General features: G+C 54.5%; 12 protein-coding genes and 1 pseudogene. 11 read left to right on the top strand and 2 right to left on the bottom strand.

The genetic code is table 11. The features are described 5' to 3' along the window. Positions 1-84: 84 nt before the first annotated feature. The 8 genes and pseudogenes from osmY to deoD all read left to right on the top strand — a co-directional run bounded on the left by osmY (position 85) and on the right by deoD (position 7,456). Positions 85-699 (top strand): molecular chaperone OsmY, encoded by a 615-nt coding sequence (osmY, locus tag FVB43_RS02380; RefSeq protein ID WP_133842405.1) that lies wholly within the window; start codon positions 85-87, stop codon positions 697-699. 129 nt (positions 700-828) lie between these two features. Beyond that, positions 829-990 carry a DUF1328 domain-containing protein gene (locus FVB43_RS02385; protein ID WP_133842404.1) on the top strand — a complete coding sequence of 54 codons (162 nt, stop codon included), beginning with the start codon at positions 829-831 and terminating at the stop codon, positions 988-990. A 95-nt stretch (positions 991-1,085) separates the two neighbouring features. Further along, on the top strand, positions 1,086-2,135 hold the full coding sequence (locus FVB43_RS02390; protein ID WP_159336854.1) for a patatin-like phospholipase family protein: 1,050 nt from the start codon (positions 1,086-1,088) through the stop codon (positions 2,133-2,135). Continuing rightward, positions 2,132-2,908, top strand: a complete 777-nt coding sequence (locus FVB43_RS02395) for a TatD family hydrolase (protein ID WP_167863340.1) — start codon at positions 2,132-2,134, stop codon at positions 2,906-2,908. The genes FVB43_RS02390 and FVB43_RS02395 overlap by 4 nt, the downstream gene beginning before the upstream one ends. Positions 2,909-3,184: 276 nt before the next feature. Then, positions 3,185-3,964, top strand: coding sequence for a deoxyribose-phosphate aldolase (gene deoC, locus FVB43_RS02400; protein ID WP_133842401.1), 780 nt, complete (start codon positions 3,185-3,187; stop codon positions 3,962-3,964). Between the two features lie 121 nt (positions 3,965-4,085). Continuing rightward, a pseudogene (gene deoA, locus FVB43_RS02405) lies at positions 4,086-5,405 on the top strand (thymidine phosphorylase). Positions 5,406-5,471: 66 nt separating this feature from the next. Continuing rightward, the gene (gene deoB / locus FVB43_RS02410) at positions 5,472-6,695 is read left to right on the top strand and encodes a phosphopentomutase (RefSeq protein WP_167863341.1); all 1,224 of its coding nucleotides are present in this window, start codon (positions 5,472-5,474) and stop codon (positions 6,693-6,695) included. Between the two features lie 41 nt (positions 6,696-6,736). Beyond that, positions 6,737-7,456, top strand: coding sequence for a purine-nucleoside phosphorylase (deoD, locus tag FVB43_RS02415; RefSeq protein WP_133842398.1), 720 nt, complete (start codon positions 6,737-6,739; stop codon positions 7,454-7,456). A gap of 91 nt (positions 7,457-7,547) precedes the next feature. Here the strand turns inward: deoD and FVB43_RS02420 are convergent, their stop codons facing one another. Together FVB43_RS02420 and FVB43_RS02425 are read right to left on the bottom strand one after the other, a co-directional pair. Then, the gene (locus FVB43_RS02420) at positions 7,548-7,934 is read right to left on the bottom strand and encodes a DUF4354 family protein (protein WP_133842397.1); all 387 of its coding nucleotides are present in this window, start codon (positions 7,932-7,934) and stop codon (positions 7,548-7,550) included. Between the two features lie 115 nt (positions 7,935-8,049). Further along, positions 8,050-8,766, bottom strand: coding sequence for a YtjB family periplasmic protein (locus tag FVB43_RS02425; RefSeq protein ID WP_133842396.1), 717 nt, complete (start codon positions 8,764-8,766; stop codon positions 8,050-8,052). A 152-nt stretch (positions 8,767-8,918) separates the two neighbouring features. Between FVB43_RS02425 and serB the strand changes: the two genes are divergently transcribed. The 3 genes from serB to nadR are packed head-to-tail and all read left to right on the top strand — an operon-like array spanning position 8,919 to position 12,527. Continuing rightward, entirely contained in the window at positions 8,919-9,896 is a 978-nt protein-coding gene (serB, locus tag FVB43_RS02430) for a phosphoserine phosphatase (RefSeq protein WP_133842395.1), read from the top strand. A gap of 9 nt (positions 9,897-9,905) precedes the next feature. Then, complete coding sequence (radA, locus tag FVB43_RS02435) at positions 9,906-11,288, top strand: DNA repair protein RadA (protein WP_133842394.1); 1,383 nt, start codon at positions 9,906-9,908, stop codon at positions 11,286-11,288. Positions 11,289-11,300: 12 nt separating this feature from the next. Further along, positions 11,301-12,527 (top strand): multifunctional transcriptional regulator/nicotinamide-nucleotide adenylyltransferase/ribosylnicotinamide kinase NadR, encoded by a 1,227-nt coding sequence (gene nadR, locus FVB43_RS02440; protein ID WP_133842393.1) that lies wholly within the window; start codon positions 11,301-11,303, stop codon positions 12,525-12,527. Positions 12,528-12,584 lie beyond the last annotated feature (57 nt).

Below are 12,584 nucleotides of genomic sequence, written 5' to 3' on the forward strand. Positions count from 1 at the left end.
ACGAATTGCCGACAACTACAGTCACGCCGTTTGTGACTGAAAAGCTCACCGTTGTGAGTGGTAAAAGACAAAAGGAACGAATCGATGATGAAGACTAAGATGACAAAAACCCTGATGGCGTTAGTGGTAGGTTCTGCTCTGGTAAGCGGTTCTGCTCTGGCAGAAGGCACCTTGATGAACAAAACAGAGTCTACGGCGGATAGCGCGGGTTCGAAAATCGATAGCTCTATGAAAAAAGTCGGTGGCTACATGGATGACAGCGGCGTTACCGCTAAGGTAAAAGCCGCATTGGTGGATAACGATGCGATTAAAAGCACCGATATTTCCGTTGAAACACACAGTGGTGTGGTGACACTTAACGGTTTCGTGACTTCGCAGGAGCAGGCTGAACTGGCCGTGGCCGCTGCGAAGAAAGTGGAAGGTGTGAAATCCGTTAGTGACAAACTGCACGTAAAAGACAGCACAAAACAGACAGTTAGCGGTTATGCCGGTGATGCAGCAACGACCAGCGAAATTAAAGCTAAACTGTTAGCTGATGACATCGTTCCTTCGCGCAATGTGAAAGTGGAAACCACCAATGGTGTGGTACAGCTTTCCGGTACGGTGAAAACCCAGGCGCAGTCTGAACGCGCTGAAGGCATTGCCAAAGCGATTGAAGGTGTTAAGAGCGTTAAAAACGATTTGACCGTTAAATCGTAATAAACCAGCGGCCCTGGTTTACCGGGGCCGCCAGTTGATTCATCTGCACAGAACAAACATTCCCCCTGCCTGGCAGGAGATGTGAATGATAAAAAATAGTTAGACTTCACTACTGGTAAGGAGAGACATATGTTTCGATGGGGTATTATTTTTCTGATTATTGCGCTGATTGCCGCAGTCCTGGGCTTCGGTAATTTAGTGGGTGCGGCTACAGGCGCAGCTAAGATTGTGTTTTTCGTCGGTATTATTATTTTCCTTGTCAGCCTGTTTACCGGGCGTAAAAAACTTTAGTCCCTGGCCTGAGTCGCTGAATAAGCAATAAGCGCCTCACGCACCTGACCAAGAACAGGTATCCTCTTTCTCTTTACCTTGAGAGGATACCTGGCTTGGGCACACGCATTCCGATAACCCTTGGCAATATTGAGCCACTGGCGTTAACACCCTTCCGGCCAGGCAAACTCGCTCTGGTATGCGAAGGCGGTGGGCAGCGCGGTATCTTCACCGCCGGTGTACTGGACGCTTTCCAGCAGGCCCGCTTCAACCCCTTTGATCTGATGCTCGGCACCTCTGCCGGGGCGCAAAATCTCTCTGCTTTTGTCTGCGGCCAACCGGGCTACGCTCGCCGTGTCATCACCCGTTATACCACCCGTAAACAGTTCTTTGATCCGCTGCGTTTTGTGCGTGGAGGGCATTTGATCGATCTCGACTGGCTGATCGATGTGACCCGCAAAGAGTTCCCACTGGCCGTTGATGCCGGGGAGAAACTGTTCTCCAGCGGTCGCGAATTCTATATGTGTGCCTGCAGAAGCGACGATTATACGCCGGATTATTTTTCACCGACCGCCGATACCTGGCATGACATTATCAAGGCTTCCAGCGCCATTCCGGGTTTTTACCGGCCGGGTGTTGATCTCTCCGGCGTCAGCTATCTTGATGGCGGCATCCGCGATGCCATTCCGGTGCGCGAAGCCGCACGGCGCGGCGCGGAAACCATAGTGGTGATCCGCACGGTACCCTCGCAGATGACCTATACTCCTTTGTGGTTGAAACGCGTTGAACGCTGGCTGAGTGAGGGCGCACTGCAACCGCTGATCAACGTTTTGCAGGTGCATGAAGAGAGCTATCGCGAGATCCAGCGCTTTATCGACAACCCGCCGGATTCGCTGCGCATTATTGAAATCTATCCGCCGCGCCCACTGGCCAGCAACGCGCTCGGCAGTCGGATTGCTGCGCTCAATCAGGATTATCACCTTGGCCGCCGCTGTGGGCGTTATTTTCTTGCCACGCTCGGTCAGTGGCTAAACGACGGCAACCGTCTTATCCGGCGGCCGGTGGTGCCATTGCTGCCCGTTGCCAATGAACCGCATCGGCAGGGGATTAACCTGCCATCGTTGCCGGGTAATGATGAAGATTTTGATAAAGGATCGCTGGCATGACGCTGCGCTTTGTAGACACCCACTGCCATTTTGATTTTCCGCCGTTTGTGGGGGATGAAACGGCCAGCCTGCAACGGTCGGCTGCCGCAGGCGTTGAGCGAATTATTGCTGTTGGCGTCTCCGCAGAGCGCTTTGATGGGGTGATTGCGCTGGCTGAGTGCCATGATGCGGTTTATGCCGCGCTCGGCGTGCATCCAATGGCGATTGCAGAGCATCGGCCTGAGGATTTGCAGGTGCTGGAGCAGCATCTGCAACGGCGGCACCCGAAGCTGGTGGCGATTGGGGAAATTGGTCTCGATCTCTACATCGACAATCCGCAGTTCGAACGACAGCAGGCGCTGCTGGATGCGCAGCTTAGGCTGGCGCGTGATTATGACCTGCCGGTGATCCTGCATTCACGCCGCACTCATGACAAGCTGGCGATGCATCTGCGCCGTATCAGCCTGCCACGTTGTGGTGTGGTACATGGTTTTGCCGGCAGCGAACAGCAGGCGCTGGCCTTTATCCGTGCGGGCTATGCGATTGGCGTAGGCGGTACCATTACCTATGAACGCGCCAGTAAAACTCGGCAGACTCTTTCCCGGCTGCCGCTGACTTCGTTGCTGCTGGAAACCGACGCACCCGACATGCCATTACAGGGGTATCAGGGGCAGCCCAACCGTCCGGAGCGGGTCAGGGAAGTCTGGGAAACGTTGTGTGCACTCCGGCCCGAATCCCCGCAACATATTGCTGATACTCTGCGAGAAAACACCCGTACGCTATTTGGCGTGTGAGCTGACTATACTTTTATCCTTCCACATAACGAAAAACAGAATGTTATAATTATAACATTTCCTTATGATGTCGCTGAACGCCGTTATTTGCCTCGGTGGCGCCTTGTTGCGTGATGAACATCAAATTTCTTGCGAAAATGATGAAACAAGAATCCTTTTATTGTGAAATCACCCACAAAACAGTCTAATGCTGACTGTTATAATTTTAACATTACAGGGCGTCGCGGGTTGAGTATATGTCGACCCCGCCCTCATAAAACCTGTCTGGAGAGAACGATGTCCGATGTGAAAACTCAGGCGCTGCGTGCGCTGCAACTGATGGATTTAACCACGCTCAATGAGGATGATACTGACGCTAAAGTGATCGCGTTATGTCACCAGGCGAAATCTCCGGGTGGTAACACGGCAGCCATCTGTATCTACCCGCGTTTTATTCCGATTGCCCGCAAGACGCTGCGTGAGCAGGGGACCCCAGACATTCGCATCGCTACGGTGACCAACTTCCCGCACGGCAACGATGATATTGATATTGCACTGGCGGAAACCCGTGCAGCGATCGCCTACGGTGCGGATGAAGTGGATGTGGTATTCCCGTATCGCGCATTGATTGCGGGTAACGAAACCGTCGGATTTGAGCTGGTAAAAGCCTGTAAAACTGCGTGTTCAGACGCTAACGTGCTGTTAAAAGTAATTATTGAAACGGGTGAGCTGAAAGAGGAAGCACTGATCCGCAAAGCATCCGAAATTGCCATCGATGCAGGCGCTGACTTTATCAAAACCTCAACGGGCAAAGTGCCGGTTAACGCCACCCCTGCAGTGGCGGAAATCATGATGCGTGTGATTGCCGAAAAAGGGGTCAAGCAGCAGGTCGGCTTTAAGCCTGCCGGTGGCGTGCGCACCGCCGATGATGCTGCACTGTATCTGAAACTGGCAGATGACATTCTGGGCAGCGACTGGGCCGATGCCCGCCATTTCCGTTTTGGCGCTTCCAGCCTGCTGGCCAGTCTGTTAAATGCGGCGGGCTTCTCAGGCGCAACCAGCGACAGCAAATACTAACAGCTGACGGGTCAGGTCTGCCTGACCGCTGTGACGGCGGGTATCACCATCCTGTTTACCCGTAGGGGTAGGGCATGCCCTACCCGTTGAACCATTTTCGCTATTAATACCGGGGGTTACCGTGTTTCTGCCACAAGAAATTATTCGAAAAAAACGTGATGGACAGGCGCTAAGTGAAGAAGAGATCCGTTTCTTTATCAATGGTGTGCGTGATAACACGGTCTCTGAAGGGCAGATTGCTGCACTGGCAATGACGATTTACTTTCACGATATGTCGCTGCCTGAGCGCGTGGCGTTAACCATGGCCATGCGTGACTCCGGTTCGGTACTCAACTGGAAGGCGCTTAATCTCAATGGCCCGGTGGTGGATAAACACTCCACGGGGGGCGTTGGCGATGTGACCTCCCTGATGCTGGGGCCAATGGTCGCGGCCTGCGGCGGTTATGTACCGATGATCTCTGGCCGTGGCCTTGGTCATACCGGCGGCACGCTGGATAAGCTTGAGGCGATCCCCGGCTTTGATATTTTTCCGCAGGACGATCGTTTCCGCCAGATCATTAAAGAAGTGGGTGTGGCGATCATTGGCTAGACCAACTCACTGGCACCGGCAGATAAACGTTTCTATGCCACACGTGATATTACCGCCACAGTTGACTCGATCCCGCTGATTACGGCGTCGATCCTCGCCAAAAAACTGGCTGAAGGCCTGGATGCGCTGGTGATGGATGTGAAAGTGGGGTCAGGTGCGTTTATGCCGACGTTTGAAAAATCAGAGGCGCTGGCGCAGGCGATTGTTGGCGTGGCGAACGGCGCGGGATGCAAGACCACCGCGTTGCTGACGGACATGAATCAGGTGCTGGCATCCAGTGCAGGAAATGCGCTGGAAGTGCGCGAAGCGGTGCAGTTCCTCACCGGTGAATACCGCAATCCGCGACTGCTGGAAGTGACGATGGCGCTGTGCAGCGAGATGCTGCTCTCCGGTGGCCTGGCAACGTCGGCAGATGATGCGCGCAGCAAGCTTCAGTCTGTGCTGGATAATGGCCGTGCGGCTGAAATATTTGCCCGTATGGTGGCAGCACAGAAAGGACCGACAGACTTTATTGAACGGATGGACAGTTATTTGCCTGCACCGATGTTGAGCAAAGCGGTGTTTGCCGACAGGCCTGGCATCGTTAATGCCATGGACACGCGAGCACTTGGCATGGCGGTAGTATCGCTGGGTGGCGGCCGTCGTCGCGCCAGTGACAGTATTGATTACAGCGTAGGTTTCAGCGATGTGGCGCAACTGGGTGATGCGGTGGACGGTCAGCGTCCGCTGGCCGTGATCCACGCGTCTGATGAAGCCAGCTGGCAGGAAGCGGCCAGCGCGGTAAAACGCGCCGTTGCCGTTGGGGAGGGCGTACCCGCCTCAACGCCAGTTATTTATCGCAGAATATCCTGAGAAGGAGTATTCTGTTCTGATCGCATTTTTTTAACGCTCATCGCGACTATCGCGCAGGAGATCAGGATGAAACGTGCATTTATCATGGTGCTTGATTCCTTTGGGATCGGGTACAGCAAAGACGCCGACAAGTTTGGCGATAAAGGCTCGGATACCCTCGGACATATTGCTGAGGCGTGCTTCAAGGGTGAAGCAGACAAAGGGCGTAAAGGCCCACTCCATCTGCCCAACCTCACGGCACTGGGTTTAGGTAAAGCGGCGGAAGCCTCTAGCGGTAAATTCCCGCTGGGGCTGGATAAAGACGCCGAGATTATTGGCGCTTACGCATACGCCAGCGAGCTCTCCTCCGGGAAGGACACGCCGTCGGGTCACTGGGAAATCGCCGGTGTACCTGTGCTGTTTGACTGGGGGTACTTCAGCGATCTGGAAAATAGCTTCCCGCAGGAGCTGCTCGATCTGTTGGTGGAAAAAGCCAATTTGCCGGGTTATCTCGGCAACTGCCACTCTTCCGGCACGGTGATCCTCGACCAACTGGGCGAAGAACATATGAAAACCGGTAAGCCGATTTTCTATACCTCTGCCGACTCGGTGTTCCAGATTGCCTGCCACGAAGAGACCTTCGGCCTTGATCGCCTCTACGAACTTTGCGAGATTGCCCGTGAAGCGCTTACCGAAGGGGGGTACAATATTGGCCGCGTGATTGCGCGTCCGTTTATTGGCGACAAAGCAGGAAACTTCGAGCGTACCGGGAATCGTCACGACCTGGCGGTAGAGCCGCCTGCGCCAACCGTCCTTAAAAAACTGGTTGACGAGCAGGGCGGTGAAGTGATTTCAGTGGGTAAAATTGCGGATATCTATGCGCATGTCGGCATCACCAAAAAGGTGAAGGCGACCGGCCTGGATGCGCTGTTTGATGCCACTGTCGCTGAAATGAAAACAGCGCCGGACAACAGTATTGTGTTCACTAACTTTGTTGATTTTGACTCAACCTGGGGACACCGCCGCGATATTCCTGGCTATGCTGGTGGGCTGGAGTTATTCGACCGCCGTTTGCCTGAGCTGATGGCACAGGTGAAAGAAGGGGATATCCTGATCCTCACCGCTGACCACGGCTGTGACCCAAGCTGGCAGGGCACCGAGCATACCCGCGAGCATATTCCTGTGCTGATTTACGGGCCGGGCGTGAAGCCGGGTGATTACGGTTATCGCGATACCTTCGCCGATATCGGTCAGACGGTCGCTCACTATTTTGGTCTTTCACCCATGGAATACGGTAAGCCGTTATTCTGAAGGTTGAAGTAACACTCTATTTTTTGAGATAAGGATGAAACATGGCTACGCCACACATTAACGCTGAGATGGGTGATTTCGCTGACGTTGTGCTGATGCCGGGCGATCCGCTGCGTGCAAAGCACATTGCTGAGACCTTCCTGCAGGACGCCGTGGAAGTGAATAACGTGCGCGGTATGCTGGGCTACACCGGGACTTACAAAGGCCGTAAGATCTCCGTCATGGGTCACGGCATGGGCATCCCGTCTTGCTCTATCTATGCGAAAGAGCTGATCACCGAATTCGGCGTGAAAAAAATCATCCGTGTGGGCTCCTGCGGTGCGGTACGTGCCGATGTGAAACTGCGTGACGTGGTGATTGGTATGGGTGCCTGCACCGATTCCAAAGTGAACCGCATGCGTTTTAAAGACCACGATTTCTCAGCGATTGCTGATTTTGACATGGTCCGTAACGCGGTTGATGCAGCGAAAGCGCTGGGTGTGAAAGCGCGTGTGGGCAACATCTTCTCTGCTGACCTGTTCTATACGCCAGACCCACAGATGTTCGACGTGATGGAAAAGTACGGCATTCTGGGTGTGGAAATGGAAGCTGCAGGCATCTACGGCGTGGCCGCAGAGTTTGGCGCCAAAGCGCTGACCATCTGCACCGTATCTGACCATATCCGTACCCATGAGCAGACCACCGCCGCAGAGCGTCAGACCACCTTCAGCGAGATGATTGAAATCGCGCTGGAATCTGTGTTGCTGGGCGATAAAGAGTAATTTCTCCCGCGAGGCTGGCATTCAGCCAGCCTCCGTTTATCAGCGTTCCTTTCAAAAAATCACGCGAAATGCCGCGCACAGCCGACCTTCATTAACGACATTTGTCCGTAATCTTCACCCGGTTGATATCAAACACACTGTCGTCAGCGGCAGAGAAAATCACCGGCCCTGTGACTTTGCCCTGAGGTTTTAATTTCCCGCGCGCCAGATGCTCATCAACACGGTCAACCGGGAATTCCCGGCCATCACGCGAATACCCTTTCAGGCAAAACATCTGCAAGTCGATATTTTTCGCTGTGGTATTTTTCAGCGTAACGTTAAACGTTTTCCCGTAATTATCCAGGCCATCTGACGACAGGGATTTCAACTCTTTTTGAGTGGAATAAACAGCGATCCCGGATTGATCTGCGGCAACAGCAACAGCAGAAAAACACAGGCCCACAGTGGTCATCGTGATGATAATAAAGCTCCGTTTCATCGTTGTACTCCTTAGTTTTCAGGCATCAAGAACGCATAAGCGCTCGGGAGTGTTTAAGATGCAGCTGAGGTGAAAAGGAGTACAGAACACGAAAAGCTATTTCAACGGAATAGCTTTATTTGCTGTTAGATAAGGAAGACGTCGCTTTATTTTCTGTATCGGAAGCCGGAGGGCTACCGACTGTTTCAGCGTCTGTTTCACTCTCGTCATCATCCTCTTTCACCGGATTGTTTGCGGTGAGCAGGAACGGCGACTGCTGCCAGCGGGTACGACGATCGCGCAGCAGAGTACGGGAGAGAATAATGCCGATGGCCAACGCCAGGATCATCATTAAGCGCAGTATATTGGTGGTGTTATCCACCTGCTTAGCTTCGGTGACCAGTACATGGGTATCCAGCGTGACGCGCAGAAATCCGCGCGGGCCGTCTTTGCTCGCCAGCGGCTGGACAATCTGATGGTTAAAGTAACTACCGGCACGCTGGCCATCCAGTGCCAGGCGGTCGCGTACGTTAATGCTTTCACCGCTGTGTGCGATCAAACTTCCCTCGCTGTCATACAGTGAAGCATCAAGAATGCGGCTTTCATGGGTCATCTGGTCGAGTGAATCGATAATTTTTTGATGATTATCATCCGGATTGTCCATCAGCGGCGTCAGCGTCCAGGCGACCTGGCGTGTCAGCGTATGGGCCAGTTCTTCAACCTGTTCAGAACGCGCCATCTGGTGCCCCAGACTGAACCACGAGGCGCCCTGCATCAGCACGACCAGGAGTGTCAGGCAAATCAGGACGATCACCGTACGGTGAAGACGAAACTTCAGTTTGGCTTTTGCCATCTCAACCCTTCAATCCTGGAGAAAGAACCGCTTTCCGGTCATTAGCTTTATGTTGCCAGAAGGCGGGCTTACAGGGTAGCCTCTTGCGTGGTTTTAATGCTCTGCCTATGTTGAGCAACAATAGTGATAATTAAGTCCTTACAGGAGCTGTGATGCCAAATAGCCTCACCTGGTGCGACCTGCCTGCCGAAGTCTCTCTCTGGCCGGGGTTACCTCTATCTTTGAGCGGTGATGAAGTGATGCCGTTGGATTACCGTGCTGGCCGTACCGGCTGGTTGCTGTATGGGCGCCAACTCGATAAGGCCCGACTGACAGAATATCAGCGCCAGTTAGGCGCTGCGATGGTGATCGTCAGTGCCTGGGTGGTGGAGGATTATCAGGTGGTACGCCTGGCCGGTTCCCTGACACCGCGTGCGATGAAGCTGGCCCACGATGCGGGCATGGATGTTGCTCCGTTAGGGCGCATTCCCCACCTGAAAACGCCAGGTCTGCTGGTGATGGATATGGACTCCACGGCGATTGAAATCGAATGCATCGACGAGATCGCCAAACTGGCGGGCAGCGGCGAGCTGGTGGCGGAAGTCACCGAGCGTGCGATGCGCGGTGAACTGGACTTCGCCGCCAGCCTGCGTCAGCGTGTGGCCACGTTGAAAGATGCCGATGCCAACATTCTGAAAACCGTGCGTGACCAGCTACCGTTGATGCCGGGCCTGACTTCGCTGGTTGCTAAGCTGCAGGCGCTGGGCTGGCATGTAGCGATTGCTTCCGGCGGCTTCACGTACTTTGCTGAATACCTGCGCGATACGCTGCACCTGTCGGCGATTGCCGCCAACGTGCTGGAAATCCGCGATGGCAAGCTGACCGGCGAAGTGCTGGGCGACATCGTTGATGCACAATATAAGGCAGACACGTTGCGTAAGCTGGCTGCCCGGTTTGAGATTGCTCCAGAGCAGACGGTGGCCGTCGGTGATGGCGCCAATGATCTGCCGATGATCAAAGCCTCAGCGCTGGGCATCGCCTATCATGCCAAACCGAAAGTGAACGAGCAGACCGAAGTGATTATTCGTCATGCTGACCTGATGGGCGTCTTCTGTATTCTCAGCGGCAGCCTGATCCACGAAGAGCGTTAAGGGGTAGATTTGGCCAAAGCGGTAAAGCGCGCCTTTGTCTGTAACGAGTGCGGCGCAGATTATCCTCGCTGGCAGGGCCAATGTAGCGCCTGCCATGCATGGAATACGATTACTGAGGTGCGTCTGGCGGCATCGCCTGTTGTTGCGCGCAATGAGCGCCTGACAGGTTACGCCGGTAGCGCCGGGCCAAGCCGCGTGCAGAAACTGTCGGACATCAGTCTCGACGAACTCCCGCGGTTTTCCACCGGTTTTAAAGAGTTTGACCGTGTGCTGGGCGGTGGTGTGGTCCCGGGCAGTGCGATTCTGATCGGGGGTAACCCCGGCGCGGGGAAAAGTACCCTGCTGTTGCAAACCCTGTGCAAGCTGTCAGAAGGGATGAAAACCCTGTATGTCACCGGGGAAGAGTCGCTGCAACAGGTGGCGATGCGCGCCCATCGTCTGGGATTACCCACTGAAAATCTGAATATGCTGTCGGAAACCAGCATCGAGCAAATCTGCCTGATCGCCGAGCAGGAGCAGCCGAAACTGATGGTGATCGACTCGATACAGGTGATGCATATGGCCGATATCCAGTCCTCTCCCGGTAGTGTCGCGCAGGTGCGTGAAACCGCAGCCTATCTGACCCGTTTCGCCAAAACCAAAGGTGTCGCCATCGTGATGGTGGGCCACGTGACGAAAGACGGTTCCCTGGCAGGGCCGAAGGTGCTGGAACACTGTATTGACTGTTCGGTACTGCTGGATGGTGATGCGGACTCGCGTTTCCGTACCCTGCGCAGCCATAAAAACCGCTTTGGTGCGGTGAATGAGCTGGGCGTGTTTGCCATGACCGAGCAGGGGCTGCGTGAAGTGAGCAACCCATCGGCGATATTCCTAAGCCGTGGCGACGAAGTCACCTCCGGCAGTTCAGTGATGGTGCTGTGGGAAGGAACACGTCCGCTGCTGGTGGAGATTCAGGCGCTGGTGGATCATTCGATGATGGGTAATCCGCGGCGCGTTGCAGTGGGCCTGGAGCAGAACCGTCTGGCGATCCTGCTGGCCGTATTGCACCGCCACGGCGGCCTGCAAATGGCCGATCAGGATGTGTTCGTCAACGTCGTGGGTGGAGTGAAAGTCACGGAAACCAGTGCCGACCTGGCCCTGATGCTGTCGATGGTTTCCAGTCTGCGTGACCGCCCGTTACCGCACGATCTGGTGGTGTTTGGTGAAGTGGGGCTTGCGGGGGAGATCCGCCCGGTGCCAAGTGGTCAGGAGCGTATTTCCGAGGCGGCTAAACATGGTTTCCGCCGCGCCATTGTGCCGATAGCGAATGTGCCGAAGAAGCCACCGGAAAATATGAAAGTGTACGGTGTGAAGAAGCTGGCTGACGCGTTGTCTATACTTGACGAATTATAATGGAGTGAGTCCATGTCATCGTTTGACTACCTTAAAACCGCCATTCGCCAGCAGGGCTGCACCTTACAGCAGGTATCTGATGCCAGCGGTATGACCAAGGGGTACCTCAGTCAGCTGCTGAATGCGAAAATCAAAAGCCCCAGCGCGCAGAAGCTGGAGGCGCTGCACCGTTTTCTCGGGCTGGAGTTTCCGCGTCGCGAGAAAACCATTGGCGTGGTGTTTGGTAAATTCTATCCGCTTCATACCGGCCATATTTATCTGATCCAGCGCGCCTGTAGCCAGGTGGACGAGCTGCATATCATCATGGGTTACGATGAGCCGCGCGATCGTCAGCTGTTTGAAGCCAGCGCCATGTCACAGCAGCCCACGGTCAGCGACCGTCTGCGCTGGCTGCTCCAGACCTTTAAATACCAGAAAAACATCCGTATTCACTCATTCAATGAAGAGGGAATGGAGCCGTATCCGTACGGCTGGGACGTCTGGAGCCACGGCGTGCAGTCGTTTATGGACGATCACGGCATTGTGCCGAACTGTATCTACACCAGTGAAGAGGGGGATGCCGAGCAGTTCAGTACCCACCTCGGTGTCGAGACCATTGTTATCGATCCAAAACGTTCATTTATGAACATTAGCGGCGGGCAGATTCGTCAGGATCCGTTCCGCTACTGGGAATATATTCCCACTGAAGTGAAGCCCTTCTTCGTGCGCACTGTGGCGATACTCGGCGGTGAATCGAGCGGGAAATCCACACTGGTCAATAAGCTGGCGAATATCTTCAATACCACCAGTGCCTGGGAGTTTGGCCGCGATTACGTCTTCTCGCATCTGGGCGGCGACGAGATGGCGTTACAGTATTCTGACTACGATAAGATCGCCCTCGGCCAGGCGCAGTACATCGACTTTGCGGTGAAATACGCCAATAAAGTGGCGTTTATCGACACTGACTTTGTGACCACGCAGGCATTCTGTAAAAAGTATGAAGGCCGTGAGCATCCGTTTGTTCAGGCGCTGATTGACGAGTATCGTTTCGATCTGGTGATCCTAGTGGAAAACAACGTGCCCTGGGTGGCCGATGGGCTGCGCAGCCTGGGCAGCTCGGTGGATCGCAAAGAGTTCCAGTCACTGCTGATCGCCATGCTTGGCGAGAATAACATCAACTATGTTCACGTTGAGCAGGACAACTACGACGAGCGCTTCCTGCGCTGCGTCGAACTGGTGAAAGAGATGCTGGGCGCTTAAACATCGCTGCCCCGCCGCAGGGGCCGATCCTTTTTTCCGATCGGCCCGCCACGGTGA

Source organism: Erwinia rhapontici (genome assembly GCF_012271765.1).
GTDB lineage: Bacteria > Pseudomonadota > Gammaproteobacteria > Enterobacterales > Enterobacteriaceae > Erwinia > Erwinia rhapontici.

Bases quoted from the DNA above. Each gene is read 5' to 3' on its own strand.
- osmY (WP_133842405.1), top strand. From the start codon at position 85: ATGATGAAGACTAAGATGACAAAAACCCTGATGGCGTTAGTGGTAGGT.
- FVB43_RS02385 (WP_133842404.1), top strand. From the start codon at position 829: ATGTTTCGATGGGGTATTATTTTTCTGATTATTGCGCTGATTGCCGCA.
- FVB43_RS02395 (WP_167863340.1), top strand. From the start codon at position 2,132: ATGACGCTGCGCTTTGTAGACACCCACTGCCATTTTGATTTTCCGCCG.
- deoC (WP_133842401.1), top strand. From the start codon at position 3,185: ATGTCCGATGTGAAAACTCAGGCGCTGCGTGCGCTGCAACTGATGGAT.
- deoB (WP_167863341.1), top strand. From the start codon at position 5,472: ATGAAACGTGCATTTATCATGGTGCTTGATTCCTTTGGGATCGGGTAC.
- deoD (WP_133842398.1), top strand. From the start codon at position 6,737: ATGGCTACGCCACACATTAACGCTGAGATGGGTGATTTCGCTGACGTT.
- FVB43_RS02420 (WP_133842397.1), bottom strand. From the start codon at position 7,934: ATGAAACGGAGCTTTATTATCATCACGATGACCACTGTGGGCCTGTGT.
- FVB43_RS02425 (WP_133842396.1), bottom strand. From the start codon at position 8,766: ATGGCAAAAGCCAAACTGAAGTTTCGTCTTCACCGTACGGTGATCGTC.
- serB (WP_133842395.1), top strand. From the start codon at position 8,919: ATGCCAAATAGCCTCACCTGGTGCGACCTGCCTGCCGAAGTCTCTCTC.
- nadR (WP_133842393.1), top strand. From the start codon at position 11,301: ATGTCATCGTTTGACTACCTTAAAACCGCCATTCGCCAGCAGGGCTGC.